Source organism: Rhodoferax sp. GW822-FHT02A01 (assembly GCF_038784515.1).
Taxonomy (GTDB): domain Bacteria; phylum Pseudomonadota; class Gammaproteobacteria; order Burkholderiales; family Burkholderiaceae_C; genus Allorhodoferax.
The window spans coordinates 4,083,023-4,102,989 of the sequence record NZ_CP152376.1; the positions used below are offsets into that span (position 1 = coordinate 4,083,023).

14 protein-coding genes are annotated in these 19,967 nt (G+C 47.1%); all 14 read left to right on the forward strand.

Translation table 11 applies throughout. The annotated features are described in order from the left end of the window. The first annotated feature begins 1 nt into the window (after position 1). The 14 genes from AAGF34_RS19435 (at position 2) to AAGF34_RS19500 (ending at position 19,922) form a co-directional block, all read left to right on the forward strand. On the forward strand, positions 2 to 733 hold the full coding sequence (locus tag AAGF34_RS19435) for an ABC transporter ATP-binding protein (RefSeq protein ID WP_342617354.1): 732 nt from the start codon (positions 2 to 4) through the stop codon (positions 731 to 733). After that, complete coding sequence (locus AAGF34_RS19440; protein WP_342621141.1) at positions 733 to 2,115, forward strand: phenylacetate--CoA ligase family protein; 1,383 nt, start codon at positions 733 to 735, stop codon at positions 2,113 to 2,115. Before AAGF34_RS19435 ends, AAGF34_RS19440 begins: the two co-directional genes overlap by 1 nt. Then, positions 2,112 to 3,710, forward strand: a complete 1,599-nt coding sequence (locus AAGF34_RS19445) for a polysaccharide deacetylase (protein ID WP_342617355.1) — start codon at positions 2,112 to 2,114, stop codon at positions 3,708 to 3,710. The genes AAGF34_RS19440 and AAGF34_RS19445 overlap by 4 nt, the downstream gene beginning before the upstream one ends. Then, positions 3,707 to 4,831, forward strand: coding sequence for a UDP-N-acetylglucosamine 2-epimerase (non-hydrolyzing) (gene wecB, locus AAGF34_RS19450; RefSeq protein WP_342617356.1), 1,125 nt, complete (start codon positions 3,707 to 3,709; stop codon positions 4,829 to 4,831). Before AAGF34_RS19445 ends, wecB begins: the two co-directional genes overlap by 4 nt. After that, positions 4,824 to 6,026 (forward strand): glycosyltransferase, encoded by a 1,203-nt coding sequence (locus AAGF34_RS19455; protein WP_342617357.1) that lies wholly within the window; start codon positions 4,824 to 4,826, stop codon positions 6,024 to 6,026. Before wecB ends, AAGF34_RS19455 begins: the two co-directional genes overlap by 8 nt. Then, positions 6,023 to 7,210: a glycosyltransferase gene (locus tag AAGF34_RS19460; RefSeq protein ID WP_342617358.1), complete on the forward strand. Its 1,188-nt coding sequence runs from the start codon at positions 6,023 to 6,025 to the stop codon at positions 7,208 to 7,210. The genes AAGF34_RS19455 and AAGF34_RS19460 overlap by 4 nt, the downstream gene beginning before the upstream one ends. A gap of 1 nt (position 7,211) precedes the next feature. Next, entirely contained in the window at positions 7,212 to 7,817 is a 606-nt protein-coding gene (locus AAGF34_RS19465) for a histidine phosphatase family protein (protein ID WP_342617359.1), read from the forward strand. An 8-nt stretch (positions 7,818 to 7,825) separates the two neighbouring features. Then, positions 7,826 to 8,764 carry a hypothetical protein gene (locus AAGF34_RS19470; RefSeq protein ID WP_342617360.1) on the forward strand — a complete coding sequence of 313 codons (939 nt, stop codon included), beginning with the start codon at positions 7,826 to 7,828 and terminating at the stop codon, positions 8,762 to 8,764. Between the two features lie 480 nt (positions 8,765 to 9,244). Next, positions 9,245 to 11,002 carry a glycosyltransferase family 4 protein gene (locus tag AAGF34_RS19475; protein WP_342617361.1) on the forward strand — a complete coding sequence of 586 codons (1,758 nt, stop codon included), beginning with the start codon at positions 9,245 to 9,247 and terminating at the stop codon, positions 11,000 to 11,002. Between the two features lie 42 nt (positions 11,003 to 11,044). Beyond that, positions 11,045 to 13,594, forward strand: a complete 2,550-nt coding sequence (locus AAGF34_RS19480) for a glycosyltransferase family 1 protein (RefSeq protein ID WP_342617362.1) — start codon at positions 11,045 to 11,047, stop codon at positions 13,592 to 13,594. Beyond that, positions 13,591 to 15,753: a glycosyltransferase family 39 protein gene (locus AAGF34_RS19485; protein WP_342617363.1), complete on the forward strand. Its 2,163-nt coding sequence runs from the start codon at positions 13,591 to 13,593 to the stop codon at positions 15,751 to 15,753. Before AAGF34_RS19480 ends, AAGF34_RS19485 begins: the two co-directional genes overlap by 4 nt. 6 nt (positions 15,754 to 15,759) lie before the next feature. Then, complete coding sequence (locus AAGF34_RS19490) at positions 15,760 to 16,701, forward strand: glycosyltransferase family 2 protein (protein WP_342617364.1); 942 nt, start codon at positions 15,760 to 15,762, stop codon at positions 16,699 to 16,701. Positions 16,702 to 17,185: 484 nt separating this feature from the next. Then, on the forward strand, positions 17,186 to 18,565 hold the full coding sequence (locus tag AAGF34_RS19495; protein ID WP_342617365.1) for a class I SAM-dependent methyltransferase: 1,380 nt from the start codon (positions 17,186 to 17,188) through the stop codon (positions 18,563 to 18,565). A 64-nt stretch (positions 18,566 to 18,629) separates the two neighbouring features. Continuing rightward, the gene (locus tag AAGF34_RS19500) at positions 18,630 to 19,922 is read left to right on the forward strand and encodes a class I SAM-dependent methyltransferase (RefSeq protein WP_342617366.1); all 1,293 of its coding nucleotides are present in this window, start codon (positions 18,630 to 18,632) and stop codon (positions 19,920 to 19,922) included. Positions 19,923 to 19,967: the final 45 nt, after the last annotated feature.

The window sequence follows — 19,967 nt, forward strand, 5'->3', positions numbered from 1 at the left end:
CGTGAGTACCTCCATTGTTGCAAGCGGCCTAGGAGTTGAGTTTCCGATTTATGAGAACTCGCACCGCTCCTTAAAGAAGGTCGTACTTAACCTCTCGACCGGAGGAAAAATCGGTCAGGATGCGGGAAAGCACTCTATCGTCACAGCCCTCGATAATCTGACCTTCACGTTTGAGGAAGGTACGCGTGTCGGGCTACTGGGACACAACGGCTCCGGTAAAACAACGCTTTTGCGTGTTTTGTCCGGCGTTTATGCGCCTGTTCGCGGTCAGCTTAAAGTTACCGGATCCATAGCATCCTTGCTGGATGTATCCATGGGGCTGGATCCGGATGCGACCGGGTTCGAGAATATTTACCTTCGTGGCATCCTGGATGGTTTAAAGCCCACCAAGATTCGCTCCAAGGTTGATGAAATTGCAGAGTTCAGTGAACTGGGTGACTATCTCAACCTGCCCGTGCGGACCTACTCCAGTGGCATGATGCTTCGCCTTGCGTTTGCCATATCCACCAGTATCGAGGCGGATATCATCATCATGGACGAGTGGCTCAGCGTGGGCGATGCCGCATTTAGTGCCAAGGCGGCGGTCCGGCTCGAGAATCTGGTTGGCAAGGCGTCCATATTGGTGGTGGCGTCGCATGATCCCGGGCTCATTCAACACATTTGCAATCGCAAGATCACGATGGAGCATGGTCGCATTATTTCTGATGAGCCGGTTACGGCAGTGGCAGCATGATTGCAGCAGATCACCCCATACTGCGGGCAGGGGAAATTGCGTTTTCCTACCAGCCGCTCAGGCTGATCAAGGGACTGATCAGTGCCAATATCGCTTACCCCTACGCCGAGAAGCGCGAGCAGCGTGAGATTCGTTCCAAACTGGATGAGCTAAGGCAGTTTTATCGTTTGGATAGAGCGCAGCGCCGAGTCATTTCTGTCAATCGCCTTGCTGATATGTTGCAGCTCGCAGGCGCCAGCGTGCCTTACTACCGTGACTTGTTTGCACAATTGGGTTTCGATCCGGAGAAGGTGCGTTCTGATGTGGGTTACCTGTCCGACCTTCCGTACCTGACCAAGGACATCATCCGGGAGCAGGGGGATCGCATGCTGTCTGCACCACTCGATCAAACGCGCCACCATGTCTGCAAGACTGGTGGATCTACGGGGCTGTCTTGTGTCATTTACTATGACCAGGCGGGCGCTGACTATTCAGCCGCCGTTACCCTGTACGCGCGTGAACGTATTGGCAAACTTAAGCACAAAACCGAGTTGCATTTCGCATGCCGTTTTCCTGATGCGACGGTTCCGCAATGGCCAACGCGCGAGGACTTTAAGTGCTTTGCCATGAACCGCAGCAACATCTTCTTTGGCAGCGTGGACGACGCTGGCCTGGAGGAAATCTGGCAGACGCTGCTGCGCAGGCGCCCCTATCTGGCGCATGCTCACCCCTCCACCATCTATGCATTGGCTTGCTATGTGGAGCGCAAGTACGGGGGGGCCAAGGCCTTCGAGGTCTTTGAATCCAGCGGCGAGTTGCTTGAACCCTACCAGCGCGAGGCTATTGCCCGCGCGCTGCGCTGCCGGGTGGTGGACCGCTACGGGCTGGCAGAGCTGGGCGTGGTCGGTTACGAGCTCTCGGGCATGGAAAACGGACTGCAAGTCATGGAGTCCGAAGCCTGGCCTGAGTCATTTGAAATCGAGAGCGCTGAAAACGGAGAACACGAACTCGTGTTTACCGGCTTTCGAAATAATCTCATGCCGCTCATTCGCTACCGTACCGGTGACCTGGCACAGGTGGAAGATGGGCCGCAGGGCTTTCACCTCACCCACGTGGTGGGCCGCATTCATGATCTGGTCTCCATTAACGGTATTGACCACCCCACCCACCATATTCAGGACATGCTGGATCACCGTGTGGGCGGTATTCAAGAGTTCCAGATTGACCTGCGATTCACGCCGCCTTTGCTCAAAATCGTGCCCGAAGTATTTGCCGACAAAGAAGAGATACGCCGCAAGATCACCGTTTTTTGGGGGCAGGGCTTTGAATTGCAGTTCGTGGACCACGATGCATTTGTCCGCTTGGGCCGCCACGCCAAGTTCAGGCATGTAGTCCACCCATGATCCAAGTCATCAGTCCCGGCATGTGTGCCCAAGCCGGAGAGATCGTCAGCCTGGCCTTCGCCCGCAGTTGCAGCGGCGCTCAGGTCGAGCGCGCCTCTATCAACCAACTGATGCTGACCACCTCGGCCACGAGGGAACTTGCTGCGCCCCGCTGCTGGGTGCTGGTGGACCCTTTGGAAGCCTGGTCAGAGCACATCATTTCAGCGCTTGATTCCGGGCAATGCAAAATCATCGTTTTTGGCGCCTTACCGCCCAGTCTAGCGCAATTCCTTAATGTTTCGGTTGCGCAGCCTACTCAGGCTTTGGTCGAAGCAGCGCAATGTTCGCCAGCTTTGGCCGGTCAGTTTTCTCAAAGTGCTGCCTCGGTGCACTACATAGCGCCACTTGGAGCGCGCGCATCGCCCATCTTGGAACGCGCATTTCTGCGCTACGACTATACGGACGAGTGGAACAACCTTGGCTATGGGGCCATTCCGGTAAGCGCGGAGCAACCGCCCATCTGGGCGCTTGCCCAGTCTGCGGTGGCCCCTTCCGTCAACACCATCGCCCAGGTCCAAATCCAGGGCGATGTAGTGGGCTCTTATGCCGCTGCTTGGGACAGGCCGCATAGCAGTCTGCTTTGGTTCAACCGTTCAGTCGGGCCGGTTGACTCTCAGGAGTGGGCACTGGTTGAGCACTTTGTCTCCAGCTACCGATACTCTGAGCTGCCTTGCTGGCCGGTCTTGCGCGAAGTGCCTTACGGCTATGCGGCAGCGGTCACGATGCGCCTGGATTGCGATGAAGACGTTGAATCTGCCCGACCGCTGTGGGACGCCTACTGCGATTTGGGTATCCCGTTTTCCTTGGCACTGCACGCCAAAGTGCTGGTGGACCCAGTGCACCATGGGTTACCTAAAGAAGTGCTGGCCCTTGGTGGTACATTGTTGTCGCACACCGCCACGCATGCGCCGGACTGGGGTGGTAGCTATGAAGCTGCTTTTTTGGAAGGCAGCAGTTCAGCAGCCACTATCAAGCAGGCCACCGGTTACGCGGTGCGCTATGCCGTTTCTCCCTTTCACCAGACGCCTGACTACGCTCGCGCAGCCCTGGCTGATGCTGGTTACTCTGGCTGTATCGGCGGCATTATCCGCAACGACCCCGACTTTTTAACAGCCCGATCCGGCCAAGTCAGTGGTGCCGGCACCGGCTTTATCGGTCACAGCCAGCAGTGCATGCTGCACGGTGATTGCGTGCTTGATGAGGCGGACCCATTGGCTACCTTCAAACTGGCGTTTGATATTGCCAAGGCGGGTGGCGCATTCTTCGGCTACCTGGACCATCCATTTTCTGCTCGCTACCAGTACGGATGGGAAACAGAAGCACAGCGCATCAACGTTCACAGAAGCTTCATTGCCTACATCCTTCAGTCAGGCAATGTCCTGATGTGCAACGAATCTGATGCCATGGATTTCCTGGCGCGCAAGGCGTCTGTTCGAATTGAGAGAGGACAGGCCGGATTTAAGGCCTATATGAGTGAGGGCAGCGCGCGCTGGCCGGTTGCGGTTGAGTACCACGACCAAGTGGTTGAGGTGACAGCCAGCGGGGTATCACTATGAAGCTCATGGTTGTGTTTGGCACTCGCCCCGAGGTCATCAAACTTGCGCCCGTGGTGATAGAGGCCAGAAAGCATGAGGAAGAGATCGAACTGGTTGTCTGCTCATCGGGGCAGCACCGGCATATGCTCGATCAGGCACTGGCTGTCTTCGGTATTACGCCTGACGTTGAACTGGCGGTCATGCAAGATGGTCAGACCTTGGCCGGGCTTACGGCTCGTCTAATCGATCGGCTTTCCGAGGCCTTTGTTCAGCACCGGCCGGATGTAGTGATCGTGCAGGGCGACACCACGACAGCATTAGCGGCAGCACTGTCCGCATTTTATCTTCGCATACCTGTGGCCCACGTTGAGGCGGGCTTGCGAACCGGCATTTGGGACAGCCCCTTCCCTGAAGAATTCAATCGGGTGGCAATCAGCCGAATTGCCAGCTGGCACTTTGCTCCTACTGAGCATGCCGCCGCGAGGCTGCTCGCCGAAGCGGTTGATCCCTCTAAGGTATTTGTCACGGGCAACACGGTGGTGGACGCCATAGACTGGATGCGCCTGCGCTGGATATCGCATAAAGCCGGAACTCGCTTTCCAGTTTATTTTCCGGGAAAGCGCCTAGTGCTGGTGACCACCCACCGCCGCGAAAACTTTGGCCAAGGCCTGCAACAAATTTGCACCGCTATCAAAACACTTAGCGCATCCCACCCCGAGCTGGGCTTTGTGTTCCCCGTGCATCTCAATCCAGAAGTGCGCGCGATCGTGTTTGGTGCATTAGAAGGATTGCCTAATTTGCAACTTATCGAGCCAGTTGACTTTGAGGCCAGCCTGCACCTGCAAAGCCAATGCGCGCTTATTATTACCGACTCTGGTGGCATCCAGGAAGAAGCACCATCTTTTGGCATCCCGGTGGTCGTGATGCGCGAATACACTGAAAGGGGCGAGGGCCTCAAAGCCGGACTGGCCACACTTACTGGCACCGATGTCAACCTGATCGTAAAGACGGCAGACAGTTATCTCGCTCAGGTACCTAACTTGGTCAGCCATCAAGGCATCAACCCTTACGGCGACGGGCATGCCGCGCAACGCATCTTGGCGGCCTTGGCTGGGCAAGATCAGGACAAATTCAATGGCTGAGCCGTCACCAGAGCACATTCCCCAAAGCTGCATCTTGTTCGCTACGGCCGACTGGGATGAACCTTATTGGACCAACAAGCAGCACTGCGCCATGTCACTGGCTGAATTGGGTGTCAAAGTTCTTTACATAGAAAGCGTTGGCCTACGCAGTCCCAAGGCAGGCAGTAAACGCGATTGGCAACGGCTTGCGATTCGTTTTCGCAAAGGCTTTGCATCCCTGTTGTGGGGCGCGACCAAGCGCGCGACAGGCATCTTTGTGCTCTCGCCCCTGGTGGTGCCTGCGGGGCACCGCCACCCTGTTTTGCGTTGGCTCAACAGACATTTGTTGCAATTTGCGATCAAGCGCTCAGTAAACCAGCAAAACTTCAAAAACCCACTAATCTGGACCTATCACCCTTTCATGCTGGATGCGATTGAAGGTGTGAGCAAAGGAAAACTTCTTTATCACTGTGTGGATGACTTGGCGGCCGTGCCCGGTGTGGATGCCAATACATTCCGCGAAGCGGAAGCACAGTTGTTGCAAAAGGCTGATGTGGTGTTTGTGACTGCCCCCGCGCTGGCAGAACACTGCCGCACGATTAATCCCAATACGCACTTTTTTCCCAATGTGGTGGATGCGGAACATTTTGGAAAAGCCTTGCAACCCGGGCCAATCCCACCAGATTTGGCGGCCATTCCCGAACCGCGTTTGTGTTACCACGGTGTGTTGTCAGACTTTAAGATAGATTTTCAGCTGTTATTGGATTGTGCCCGTGCGAAACCTGAATGGAGTTGGGTTCTAATTGGCGAAGAGCGTGAAGGCCAGAAAAGCCCTCTTGTGGCAGAGCTTAGAACATTATCCAACGTACATTTTCTTGGCTACAAACCCTATGCAATGCTTCCCTTTTATCTACGTAGTGTGCAGGTGGGACTGCTTCCCTCCCTCATCAACGATTATACGCGGGGGATGTTCCCGATGAAGTATTACGAATATCTTGCATCCGGTGTTTCTGTTGTCTCGACACCCTTATCCTCATTAGAGGGTCTTGGGCATGACTTATTGATTGCAAAAGAGTCGAATGAATTTGTTGAAGCAATTAAACGCCAACTAATTAGGCCCAGGCTTCGCAGCATTGATGTGATTCGCATAATTGGAAACAACACATGGCGTGGACGACTTTTTAATATTCTCGGCACTATTGCTGATCAAACATGATAAAAGGAATCAATTTCTTCGGACCTTTTGGTGTATCAGAAAGTATCGGCGACGCGGCAGAGTTGGACATTCTCTGTCTAAGGTCTGCAGGCATCTCTTATGATCTTTACAAACTTTCGCGGCCAACACCAAAAGACAGGTACACATATTCCAGCTTTACGCCCATAGATGATCATCTTATCTCTTCACTTAAGTACAGGATAAATCTCTTTCATATCAATCCACGACGGGTTCCGCTATATTTTTCCAGGTTGGGAGAGGACTCTTTAAAAGGTTTTTACAATATCGGATTCTGGGTGCACGACATGCAAGATATTCCGAGTCTTTGGGCACGTCAACTACAGTTCTTCGAAGAGATATGGACCCCGTCATCGCATTTTCAGAATGCCGTATCAAAGTCATCGAATATTCCTGTTTTGAAGGTCCCATACCCAATTGAAAAGCAACCGCTCAGTGAACGTATGAAACGGATTTCTGAGGGTAATATCTTTAGCAGTTATAACTTCTTGTCGATATGGGATGTTTATGCCGATGCAGAGAGAAAAAACCCTCTCTTTGTAATTCGCGCCTTCCTAAATGCACATGCGGGAAACTCTAGTGTACGATTAATAATGAAAACGCGCAACCTGACACTTGACCCTAGTCTGGCAGATAAGTTAAGACAAATCGTAAAAGATCATTCAAACATTTCTATAATTGATGGGTATTTAGATGAGGCTGCTATGGATGAGCTTTATGCAGAAGCGGATGCATATGTGTCTTTGCATCGTGCGGAAGGATTCGGTCTGACAATTTCCGATGCAATGAGTCGTGGAATTCCTGTTATTGTGACCGGATATTCTGGCAATATGGATTTTTGCAATACCGATACCCGTCTAGTGGCTTATACCCTACGGGAAGTCGGTCATAACCGCTCACGTTTCCGCCGAGAAGATGTGTGGGCCGAACCTGACTTGGGAGATGCAACGGATGCCTTTTCTGAACTTGTGGAAGATCATGTCAAGTGGGTGAGAAAGGCGGCGCGCGCTAGACTACGTATCGAGCAGGAGTTTTCTGTGCGTGAAATTGGGGAGATCATGCGGGCGCGGATAGACCTTATCAGCAAGGGCTTCTCGTTTCATGATGATATGAGTGATCGCGAAATCGATTTGGAATTGGAAATATTCAGCACCTACGGATTTTGAAGTGGAAATTTATTTACTTCGTCATGGTCAGAGCGAGGCCAATGTACTTAATTTGGTATGTGGGCAGTTGGACTACCCCCTAACTCAAAACGGAATCGCGCAGGCCGCCACTGCATGTAATTACCTCAAGACTATTGGTTTTGACAGAGTCTATTCATCGTCGTTGTCGCGTGCCATTCATACGGTCAAGCCCTTAATGAAAGAAGTTGATGTTCAAGTCTATGATCAGCTTATGGAGCTAGATACGGGGGACGTAAGCCATATTACGCTGCAGGAATTGCGGGCAAGCGATGCGCGATACCGTCGCCCTTGGCTCTTCCCGGACTTACGTCACCCGGGCGGCGAGACATTCAGAGAAATGATCATCCGTATATCTGCCTGGTTTGACATTCATTCAAAATCGTGGCGAGATGGCGAGAAAATATTGATCGTCGGCCATGAAGGAACGCTACGCGTTATTTATCTAAAGTTGATGGGGCTGAAATTGGATGAATATCCAGATTTTCCGATTGGTAACTGTGAACAGCTTTATTTTATGCTCAATAATGGGCGAGTGATTGAACACAGGCATTTAACTCTGAATGGCGAAGTGAAGATTAATCCATGAAAAGAGTAATGTTGACAACGAACCCCGGTGCTTTCATGTTCCAAGGCGGTGGTGAACGTGAAATTCTTTTGCTACGAGAAGCGTTGACGGAGTCCGGCTATATTGCTGATATATATGGTTCAAACTCCATTGATGTGTCCGAATATGACTTCGCTATCCACACTTCCTTGGGTGGCGGCTCAGAGTATTTGATATTGCCTCTTGTCGACGCCGGTATTCCCCTGATTCTTTGGCCCAATCTTTGGTTCGTTACACCACCAACCTCTGAGCACCTTGCTCACATGGCATATCTGCTTTCATATTTTAAGGCAGTTGTATTTCGCTCACGAGCTGAGGAAGCTCATTTTCGTCAATTTTTTGACCTGGAAGGAAAGTCGGTAATTCAGGTTTCTTTTCTCTTGTCACATCATTTTCTTCGATCTGGAGTGTCCGATGTTTTTCGTGAATCGTATGGGTTTAGTCGCTATGCAATATGGCCGGGAATTATTGAGCCACAGAAGAATCAACTTGCAGCGGTAAGGGCTTTTAATGAATTGGATATTGATTTAATTATTTCTGGTCGTGTGCGAGATCAAGATTATTTAATGCGTTGCAGAAGCGAAGCAGGTTCAAACATTCATTTTATACCTTCAATGCCATTCGGATCCGAATTGCATTTATCTGCACTTGCATATAGTGATCTTTATGTCGAATTGCCATTTGATTTTCCAGGATCTTCTGCGATAGAGGCTGCGGCAATGGGTTGCCAAATGGTTCTATCTCGTGGAGCTTGGGTGCAAGAGCTTCTTGCAGATCAGTGTGTTCAAGTAGATCCGAGCGATATTGATGAAATAAGATTATCAATAAATAATTTGCTTAAGAGAAATAAAATTACCCCGAGGGCATCACTTCCCATGGATTTAAAAAATGCAATCCAACCTTTGGCCTCATATATTGATTCATATTAATACATAATGCATTTTCATCGATTGTTTTAATTGTAAATATAACATGGTTGTGTTAGATGTTTAGGGTTGTTGATTTTTAAATAATTTAGTGGGATGAGTAGATATTTACGGTTTCAAGGGCATTTCTGATGTTGGAAGCAATTGAGCAGAAAACGGGTTGCGCGTTAGCTGTTGATGAATTCGCATACTGCCATTCAAATGTAAGTGATTTTCTGTCCCATTCCAAAAAATAGAAGTTTGGATTTCCAACTATAAAAGTTACAACATAATAAATGCCAATTGCGAGCTCAGTATTTTTCGTGAAGTGTGTGGGGGTAAAGTACGCTAGCTGCAAAATGATACGAATGCCTGTGAGCTTTTTGATCGCATAGAGAAATAGATTAAGTTGAAAGATGGTAATGTTGCTTTTTTCTAAAATGATTGAACTAATAAGCTGGGCTGATATTGCCTTGGAGTTGATTTTCGCTGCAGGTGCTACTCGTGACTTCAATTGCAATTGAAAAAAGTCTAAAGCAAATGAATATACTATTTAGCACATACCCGACGGCTTTTCATACGCCAGGAGGGGGGGAAGTCCAGCTACTGCAATATAGAGAATTTCTACCGGCCGAATCGGTGAACGTTACGCTATTTGATCCATGGGAGCCTAGCTTTCAGCAATTTGACGTCGTACACTTTTTTTCTTGTATGAGTGGATCATTGCACTTTTGCGCCTTCATTAAAAGCCTTAACCTCCCTCTCCTTGTATCCCCAAATCTATGGATCACGGAGGATAACAAAGGCAACTATCCTTTTGATGAAATCCGAACGATGTTTGTTCTTGCTGATCGCGTAGTTTGTAACTCCAATATGGAGTGCGCGCTTCTGGCTAAGGTTTTTAATATTCCTCGGGAAAAATTTTCTACTGTTTATAACGGTGTGAATGAGGAGTTTTTCGAGCCATCAGACCCAAGGCTATTTCGCGGCACTTTCGGTATCGATGGGCCATTTGTGCTGAACGTCGCTAATATCGAGGCCAGGAAGAACCAAATTAATTTGATAAAAGCGATGAGGGAATTTCCCCATCTCAAGCTGGTGCTGATCGGTTACCAACGCGATCCAGAATACGCGAAAGCCTGCTTTGCCGAAGGCGGTGATCAGGTGAAATACATAGGCTCGCTTCCTCATGATTCGCCGATCCTCAAATCGGCTTACGCCGCCTGTGAGTTATTTGCTTTACCGAGTACGCTGGAGACTCCGGGGCTTGCAGCCTTGGAAGCGTCAGCGTGCGGCGCCAAACTCGTTATTACCGATGAAGGGTGCGCTCAAGAATATTTTGGTAAGGGAGCAGAGTATGTCAGGCATGACGACGTATCCGACATTGTTCGCGGTATAGCCCAAATGATGTCGCAACCGCGAAGCTTGATTTCTACACTCGTTACGCGCGCAAACTTTACCTGGCGGCAGGCCGCTCGTACCTTGGCTGATCTTTATCGGGAAGTTAAAAGCGGAGAGGTGATTCATTCAATAACAGATGGATTCCATGAGATCGAATACGACGGATACCGGTTGTTCGCTTGGTCGCTGCCCGAATTTGGATTCTCATCTGCACCGGGAGAGCTGAAATTTCTGTGGCGTTCAGTTCATCAGACACTTGTGGACATATTCATCGATGGTTTGATAGTGCAGCGTGATTTGAAGGTTTATCGCGAATGGTCATATTTCACCTTGGAAATTCCGCATAGAAAGGGATCATCCAACAGTAGTCTCCATTTCAAGTTGAGAGCAAGCGACGAAAACTGGATTGGCGGAAAATTCCATGGCGTAGCAATGGCAGAGGTCACTTTGACTCCATTTAAATCCGATCACAATGGCTTGCCTCTGGCGGCATTGGACGTGCCGTTCATCAAAAATCTCACCAACTTCTACTCTACAGAAACAACAGTTTTTAGACGCCAGGCTTGGGTTCGGCGTGAGCCTGCTTTCGACTGCGAACCAGGTTTGCTGACTTTTTGGTGGAGTTCTCTTGCAGGCGCGGATGTAGATATTTTTGTTGATGACATCGCCGTTCAGCGAAATATCTATGTTTCTCCAGACGGAGCGTTTCATACGTTGACCATTCCACATAACGGCAATTCTTACCGCCATGTCCGTTTTGTTGTCGATGCCAAGCAATCTCAGTTTGGTGGCGACTTACGAGAATTAGCAGTTGCAATCGGTGCTTTCTCGCTGGATAACCAAACCCTAATCGCTAACTGAATACGCGGCAAAAGACCGATTTAAACTATTATTGGATTGCAAATGCATATTGTTATTGACCTTAACGCCGTCCAAGGCGAAAGTCGTTTTAGAGGTATTGGCCGATATTCGTTGTCTCTGGCCCGGGCGATGGCCGTTGAGGCAAAGGCAAGGAAACATCGCGTAACTTTGGTACTTAACGAGATGTTCCCGGAATCAGTACCTGTATTGAGGCAGACATTCGACGGAATCGTTGATCAAGGCAGCATATCAATCTTCGCGACGGCAGGGCAATCTGCTGAAATGGTTCCAGAGAACATTTGGCGCACCCGTGCATCGGAGCTTCTTCGCGAACAACACATCGCCGCCCTAAAGCCGGATGTTCTGCATGTGGCAAGTTTGTTCGAGGGATGGCTGGACAATGTAGTGACTTCAGTACACTCCGATGCATCCTTAAAAATGCCGACGGCAACAACTCTATATGACCTTATTCCATATGCCTTACCAGAGCTATATCTCCAAGATATTGGTTACCGTGCGTATTACCTGAACAAACTGGAGTCGCTCAAACGAAGTGAACTATTACTGGCGATCTCGTCCTCGTCCCAAAAAGAAGCCATTCAATTTCTGAAAATTTCTCCGAATCGTGTAGTCAATATTTCCGCAGCAGTTGACAGCAGTTTTCTGCCTCAAAGCCTCTCTGCTGAATCTGCGTCAGCCCTTCTTGCCAAGTACCATATTGCACGCCCTTTCATTTTTTATGTGCCCGGCGGGTTCGACCCACGAAAAAATTTTGACCGATTACTTGAGGCCTTCGCGGCGCTGCCTCCAAAACTTCGCAAACAGCACCAGTTGGTCATCGGCAGTAAGGTTCCAGATGGCATTCGGGACCATTTATCGGCGAAGGCAAAGTCACTGGGGCTCAAGAAGGACGAGTTATTGCTTACAGGTTATGTCGGTGATGTGGATCTGCGTGGGCTGTATAGCCTCTGCAAACTCTATGTTTTCCCCTCGCTGCACGAAGGATTTGGCCTACCCGCTTTAGAGGCGATGGCGTGCGGTGCGCCAGTGATTGCCTCTAATACGACGAGCCTTCCCGAGGTCATTGGTAGAGAAGACGCGTTGTTCGATCCCCTTTCCGTTCAGGATATTTCTGAGCTTATACAAAAGGCCTTGAAAGATGGGGCCTTCAGAGAGTCGCTTAAAGCGCATGCACTCCAGCAAGCTGCGCGCTTTTCTTGGGAGCGTAGCGCGCGGATTGCATTGGATGCGTTTGAGGAAAAGTTCCAATCCCGTAGTTCTGCCGAAGTGTCCCCGAAGTTTGGCAGCGTCAAGCAACGATGCACCCAAATTGCTAAACGTTTGGACAAATTAAAGCTGGCGGTCAACCCATCCGTGATTGATGCGGATCGGGTAATGCAGGCCTTAAATTACAACCAGCCAAAGCTGCAGCAAAAGCAGCTACTGGTCGACATCTCCGAACTAGTTAACCGCGACGCAAAATCCGGCATCCAGCGGGTAGTTCGTAGCATCCTCTTGCATCTAATTACTAATCAACCAGACGGGTACCGTGTGGAGCCTGTTTATTCGGAGACAGGTTTTAGCGGACTTCGATACGCGCGTCATTTCGCAGCGGGGTTCGTTGGATCGAAGCAAGAAGCGGGAGAAAATGCACCGTTATTATTTAACAAGGGAGATGTGTATATCGGCCTGGATTTGACGGCCCATCTCTTTCCTGGCATGAACGCAACGCTTAGTCAGATGCGCGGTGTCGGAGTGAAGATCCATTATGTTGTTTATGATTTAACGCCGTTAAACAATCGGCAATGGCATTCCGAAGGAATGACTGCTGCTTTCACCGGTTGGATTGATTCCTTGACAAAATATGCCGACAGCCTGGTATGTATATCAAAGGCAGTCGCCGACGAAGTTAAGGCTTGGTTGCACCGGCATCCACCTAAACCGGCTAGACGGCTGCCAGTGACCTATTTCCATCTAGGTGCTGATATTCAAAGCAGTCAGCCAACCAATGGGTTACCCGAGGGGGCCGAAGTCACTCTGGGCATATTGTCTTCTGCCCCGTCATTTCTGATGGTTGGTACCGTCGAGCCGCGTAAGGGTTACGCGCAGGCACTGAGCGCTTTTGAACAGCTTTGGAAGAAAGGGTTGGACGTTAATCTAGTGATCGTAGGCAAAGGGGGCTGGAACGTCGATGTACTCATAGACAAATTGCGGAGCCACCCTGAGAGGGATAAGAGGTTGCACTGGTTAGAAGGAATCAGCGACGAGTATCTGCAGAAAATTTACACCACAAGCACCGCATTGTTGGCAACTTCACAGGCTGAAGGTTTCGGGCTGCCACTCATTGAAGCCGCGCAATATGCATTGCCCATCATCGCTCGAGGATTGCCGGTGTTTAAGGAGGTCGCAGGTAAAAACGCGTATTACTTTGATGGTGTTGGCGGGAGGACTCTTGCTCGCACTATAAAAGCTTGGCTGGTGCTGAAGGAGAGGAACAAGGCGCCATCCAGTGCAGGCATGCGGTGGCTAACGTGGGCTCAAAGCAGTGAGCAACTGCTGAAGAACACACTGCCTAAAAGCAGACGACCATGAGCCTTCTAGACTCTAAATGCAAGAGCCGAAATTCGGTTGCACAATCGCGTTTCACTATGGTTGGCAGTCTGGTTATTTTGGCGATTTCACTACTTGTATTTCTTACGGCAAGAAATGCTGGCATGTATCCCTCTGTCTTTGCTGACGAGTGGTTTTACAACCTGTTTTCTCGCCTTTACGACATTAAGTACGCGCAGCGGCCCTCGTACCTCTACTTTGGCATTTACAGCCTCACGAATCAATGCGGCGATGGGTTTCTGGAGTGCGCACGACTGATTAATGCATTGTTTTTTCTAGCCGCTATTCCGTTTATATACAGCTTGGCTCGTCAATACCTTTCACGACGTATAGCGCTCTGGGTAACAGCGATTTCTGTTTTTTCACCAATTAACGTGTACACGGCATATTTCATGCCCGAGTCCATGTACTACTTTGGGTTTTATCTCTTTGCTTGGATAACGCTAAAAGGGTTTTCTCGGAAGCCAATTGCATCCGTAATTTTCGCAGGCTTTGCACTGGGTGCAATGACTATGGTTAAGGTCCATGCTGTATTCCTCTTGCCTGGACTATGGGCAGTGATTGCCTTACCTCTGCTATCCACACCAAATTATAAAAATGCCGTAAAAGTTTGTGGGTTAGTATTTATTTCGTTCATCGCATTTCTGAGCTGCAGGCTCGGCATAGGTTATCTGGTAGTGGGTAAAGCGGGCTTAGATATTCTGGGGACGGACTACACTGCAACCGCGACATCAGCCAGCGGAATGCAGCAAATTCGCCATTTAATACCCCTGACAGCATACAACCTTTGGGGGAATATTCTTGCGGTCGCAGTGATGTTTGCCTTGCCGCTAGCGATGCTGTCGAATATCAGTATTTACTTTAAGAATGACGAAGACAGAAAACGCTTAGAACTTAGGGCGCTGAATATTTTCACATCAACATTGCTTATTTTATTGATTGTGGTCACCGCCATTTTTTTTGCTAGAGTACAAGGCACTAGTCCATATGAAAATATACAACGTCTTTCACTACGATATTACGATTTTTTATTTCCATTGTTTTATATTATCATTGGCGTTGAAGTAAACAAGGATATCGACGGTTCAAGAACTTCTAAATTTAAACTCTTAAGTATTGGCGTAATCGCGCTAATTTCGGCATATGCTGTAGCTACCGGAATGCGAGGCTATTTACCAGGCATTGCTGATGGCCCCGAATTACGTGCCTTTACCTACAACCCTTACGTTTTTTCAGGTTTGGGGGTATTAGGAATAATTTGTTCGATTGTGTCAATGTTTCATCTACGAACAGGCGCAAAGCTATATATATGGTTTTATTTGCCACTAACAATATTACTGTCAGGGCACTTTACCAACAAAGAAATGAGATTGCGCTTGGAGTCCGATGCCTATGATGAAGCAGGACAATTTGTTCAGAGATACCTGGGGTCGGATGTCGCGAAGCTCGTTATAGTTGCGCCAGAATTGAGCAGTATATTTAGGGCACATTTCTATATGAAGAGCCAGAAAACGGCATTTATAACTCTTCCAAATAATAGTCGTATCGATCCACACTCGATCTCGGAAAACAAGGAGTGGCTATTGTTAATGGGATCATATGATAATCCATTTGATATAAAAGAAATGATTCGCATACCGGAAAGGACGCAACCTTTTAATTTGTCAAATTTCAATGTGGCGCCAAAGGAGTCCTCATTAGATTCATATACTTTGGTGCGTATTGCGTCTAGCTTAACGGTGAATTTTCTCGACGAATCACTATCACCCCAGCTTAGAAAAGTCGAAGGCCTTGCAGTTAAAGAGCAGATTGGTCGATGGTCTACTGGAAAACAACTATTATTAACATTTTCCAAGCCACTTCCGGAGAAATTTGAATTAACATTAGATGCATTTGCTTTTGGTCCGAATATCGGTGAACCAATCTCAATGGAGATAGGTGGGAAACTGTATAAATTCGTCCTAAGCGGAAAACCTTCGACGGTGAAAATATCAATCGCATCAGATCGCAGAGATGAAAATATAAAAATCGAAATACCAGATCCCATATCGCCTGAAGATTTAGGGTTAAGTTCGGATACCAGAAAACTGGGTGTTGCTTTACGGCTAATCACAATTCGTGAACCTCTCCACACTAATTAAATAAATATGACGCATTCCATCGCAATCATTCTTCCCGCATACAATGAAGAAGTAACTATTGAAAGCGTTATTATTGAATTTAACGCGGCATTGCCTGAGGCCGAGATATACGTTATCAACAACAATTCAAAAGACCGCACCGCAGAGATTGCTCGGTCAACATTGAGTAACATCGGTTGCAAAGGCTCGGTTATAGACGAATTCCAGCAAGGAAAAGGTAATGCAATGCGCCGCGCATTTTTGGATATTGACGTTGACATATACGTCTTGGCCGATGCAGATTTAACCTATCCAGCTGGTCGGGTCCGGGATCTCATCGCACCTGTACTATCAGGTCAAGCAGATATGGTGGTGGGCGACCGCCATTCAGGTGGCCATTATTCGGAACAGAATAAACGTAGTCTCCATGGATTCGGTAACGAATTGGTAAAGAAAATGATCAACATGTTCTTCCAATCTTCTCTGAAGGACATAATGAGTGGCTATCGGGTCTTTAATCGTAAGTTCGTCAAGAACTATCCTATTTTGGTTGCTGGTTTTCAAATTGAGACCGAGTTGACACTTCATGCATTAGATAAGCGCTTTCGAATCATGGAGCTGGAGATTGAATATGTCGATCGACCAGAAGGGAGTTATTCAAAACTTAACACTATTGCAGATGGTGTTAAGGTCATTTTCACCATCTTTCACATATTTCGTCATTACAAGCCACTGAGATTTTACGGTTTCATTTCGTTAATGATGGTTATAACAGGAGTAGTTTCTGCAATTCCGGTTTTTCATGACTGGATCGCGTACAGGTATATCTACCACGTTCCCCTTGCAATTCTTGCGACAGCTTTTGAAATTATTGCCGTGGTCACGATATCCATAGGACTTATCCTTGATAGTATCAGTCATCAGGAAAAAATGAATTATGAGATGCGATTGCTTTCGTGGCGATCATAATCTTATGGCCCGAACTAAAGCAGGCAAGTTGGCAAATCAGGTATTTGCTTTTGTTGGCGTCGGAATGATTGGATTTTTGGTTGATGCAAGTTGCTTCATGTTTTTTCTATATATACTAGATATGTCAATGGTCCCGGCAAGGGTGCTCGCTTTTTTGCCTGCCACTGTTGCTACTTGGCACCTTAACAGGAATATGGCTTTCAAAGGCCAAATCGTCCAAACTGGAAAAAAAAGGAGTATTTAAAGTACTTAATCGTTCAAGGGGTTGGAATGGGTATAAGTTTTGCAACTTTTTTTTATACCCAAAATATATCTGGGGAGTTGCAAAAATTGCCTTTCATTTCATTGGCATTGGGTTCTGGCGCGGCACTTATTTTCAATTTTATCGGTTCCAAGGTGTATGTCTTTACAAGAAGGTAGTGCTCGCAATATATTAATTAATACAATAGATCGTAATGATGTATTCGTTTAAAAAGGGGGGGGTGTGCTAAGAAATAAAATAAAGCAAGGAATTAAAAAATATTTTTTATCGACTGGAATAATAAAGAAAAAAAGGACGCCAGGTGTTTTTAACCCATTTATCGATCCTTATGTATGCGACATAGTTGCGGGTGATGTGCATTTGGTTAAAGGTTGGCATGCTGTTGAAACCTCGCAAGATGAACTTTGGAGATGGATGGAAAAAACTGCGGTGGTTAATTTTGGTGTTGAAGGCGACAACTCGTATTTTTTAATTCATTATATATATTCACTTCCTTCTATTGGTGCGAGAATTGAGTTTAAGGGGGATCGCGGTTGTATTGAGTTTGAGGTTTTGTCTGGTAACCAAGTTATAGTAATTAATAGAAATCATGTTTGTTCATCAAGCAATGGATTAATTTCGATGACTGTATCAGAAAGGTATCCGTCAGGCAATGATTCTCGTGAATTGGGGCTGATGATTAAGGAAATTGGTGCTAGTAATAATATCGGGGGAAGGGAGGGGTGGGGGGAGAGTATTCTGACATGCGGCTATAGAATTAAATCAAAGCCTGATCTTGATCGATTTATAGGTTTGTCTTATCACATGGCAAATCATTCTGACGAGTGCTTACTACATTTTTTCACAAAATTCAGTTTTGAATTTCCAACCCCACCAGCTGATCCAAACTCGGATGAGTATTTGAACTTTTGGCTGAATCAATATAATTTTTTGCATGACAAAAGTTATGATGTAAATAATGAGAAGTATAACTTTTCTGATGATCTGTTAGATAATATTTATCCGTATAACACTAAGTCGCCACGTACTATTGGCGATCAACTTATTGCTGCGGGATCCATCGTGAAATCATTTGATGGCATTCCCATCGGAAGTTCGGTTCTCGAAATGGGTGTTGGTTGGGGTACGCCGGCGTTGCAATTGGCATTGTCGGGCTATAGAGTAACAGTACTTGACATAGAAGAAAAATACCTAAATATTGTTAAAAATAGGTTTTCAAAATACTCTCTTCCTGTTGAGCCAATTCATGGCGATTACTTTAGTATTTTTAACCTAAATTCTAAGTTCGACGTAATTGTGTTTTATGAAAGTTTTCATCATTGCATCCATCACCGTGCATTGCTGCTGCGTTTAAAGGAAATACTTAGGCCGGGAGGTTCGATAATTTTCGCTGGTGAGACGGTCACTGACGAACTTCCGTATGATTGGGGGCTGAATCCAACAGGTCAAGGAATTTGGTCTATATCACACCATGGCTGGATGGAGCTGTGTTTTAATACAAAATATTTTCTTAACATGCTTGATGATTTTGGATTTTCAGTTACTGATTTTCAATGCCCTCAGACGTCCGCTGGTCGAATATTTAAAGCGACCTGCAAGTAATGTGTTGCGTTATTAAAAAGAAAGAAATGAAAATAATTGGTATGCGTTTTACATGGGGTTTTAGATGCAATTAAATTCAAGTGACCAGTTTTACTTTTATCAGTCGTCAATTGGTCGACTAGAAAAACTAGTGATGAAGTATGTTTTGACAGACATCACTCCGACTCCAGGGTTCGTAACTAATGCATTTGGCGTTAAAGTAAACCCGAAACACTTGCCGCTTGTTGTTGGAGACAGGGAAGGTGTCGAGGCCCCACCCATTCCCGCTAACTGGCATGCTGATTTAGCCGAGTTTGGTGCTGCATTACGGGCCTTAGATCTAGCAAGAAAAAAATTTACAGTAGTCGAGCTTGGATGTGGCTGGGGTTGCTGGTTGAATATTACGGGTGTAGTTGCGAGGCAGAAGGGGTTAGACGTTACTCTGATCGGCGTCGAAGGCGATCCGGGCCACGTTCAGTTTGCCCACGAAGCACTTACTGAAAATGGTTTTAATAGTGGTGACTATGTAGTGCATCACGGCATAGCAAGTTGGCAAGAAGGTCACGCTTTGTTCCCAATTCAAGAGCACTCGGGTGTTTCCTGGGGATTGGAGGCACGCTTCAATGTTTCTGACGATGAGTTAGTCGGTTTATTGGAAACTGGAAAATACATGCACCTTCGTCAAATACCGCTGTCATCGCTTCTTCCACAAGATTGCGACCATATCGACTTAGTTCATGTAGACATTCAGGGTGCCGAAATCCCGCTGATTCCAGCTTCTATGGAGTTTTTAAATGAAAAAGTAGCGATGGTACTTATCGGAACACATAGCAAGCAGATTGAAGCAGCTTTATTTGACAGCTTCCTTTCCTTTGGCTGGGTGCTAGAAGTTGAGAGACCTGCAGTACTTTCAGTTGGCAGAAAACTGCACACGAAAGTTGATGGTGTGCAACTTTGGCGAAATCCGAGGCTTTTGCATGACAGTAATTTGCCACTTTGCGATCCAGAAGACTATGCAGGGAATTTAGATGTTAAGTCTATTCCTGAGAGTGTTTCAGCTGACCAAAAATTTTCAGTTGAAGTAATAATTTCTAATATTTCTCAAAAGAATTGGAATGGTTTTGGTGAATGCCCAATACATATTAGTTACCATTGGCGAAGTGACAGTGGAGAAATTATTATATTTGACGGAATTCGAACTAATCTTGCGAATAATTTTATAGCGTTGAATTCAAATGTTTCGCAGATGGTGGATGTGGTCGCCCCAGCGTCGATAGGTATTTTCAGTCTGGAGTTGACTTTGGTCCATGAGGCTAATATATGGTTCGAAACGGCTGACTTTGATTCCTGCATTATTAAAATTCAAGTTTGCGAATGAAATTTCGATGACGAAAGGATTCGTTGTTGGGATATAATTAATACT

Bases quoted from the DNA above. Each gene is read 5' to 3' on its own strand.
- AAGF34_RS19445 (WP_342617355.1), top strand. From the start codon at position 2,112: ATGATCCAAGTCATCAGTCCCGGCATGTGTGCCCAAGCCGGAGAGATC.
- wecB (WP_342617356.1), top strand. From the start codon at position 3,707: ATGAAGCTCATGGTTGTGTTTGGCACTCGCCCCGAGGTCATCAAACTT.
- AAGF34_RS19455 (WP_342617357.1), top strand. From the start codon at position 4,824: ATGGCTGAGCCGTCACCAGAGCACATTCCCCAAAGCTGCATCTTGTTC.
- AAGF34_RS19460 (WP_342617358.1), top strand. From the start codon at position 6,023: ATGATAAAAGGAATCAATTTCTTCGGACCTTTTGGTGTATCAGAAAGT.
- AAGF34_RS19470 (WP_342617360.1), top strand. From the start codon at position 7,826: ATGTTGACAACGAACCCCGGTGCTTTCATGTTCCAAGGCGGTGGTGAA.
- AAGF34_RS19480 (WP_342617362.1), top strand. From the start codon at position 11,045: ATGCATATTGTTATTGACCTTAACGCCGTCCAAGGCGAAAGTCGTTTT.
- AAGF34_RS19485 (WP_342617363.1), top strand. From the start codon at position 13,591: ATGAGCCTTCTAGACTCTAAATGCAAGAGCCGAAATTCGGTTGCACAA.
- AAGF34_RS19490 (WP_342617364.1), top strand. From the start codon at position 15,760: ATGACGCATTCCATCGCAATCATTCTTCCCGCATACAATGAAGAAGTA.
- AAGF34_RS19500 (WP_342617366.1), top strand. From the start codon at position 18,630: ATGCAATTAAATTCAAGTGACCAGTTTTACTTTTATCAGTCGTCAATT.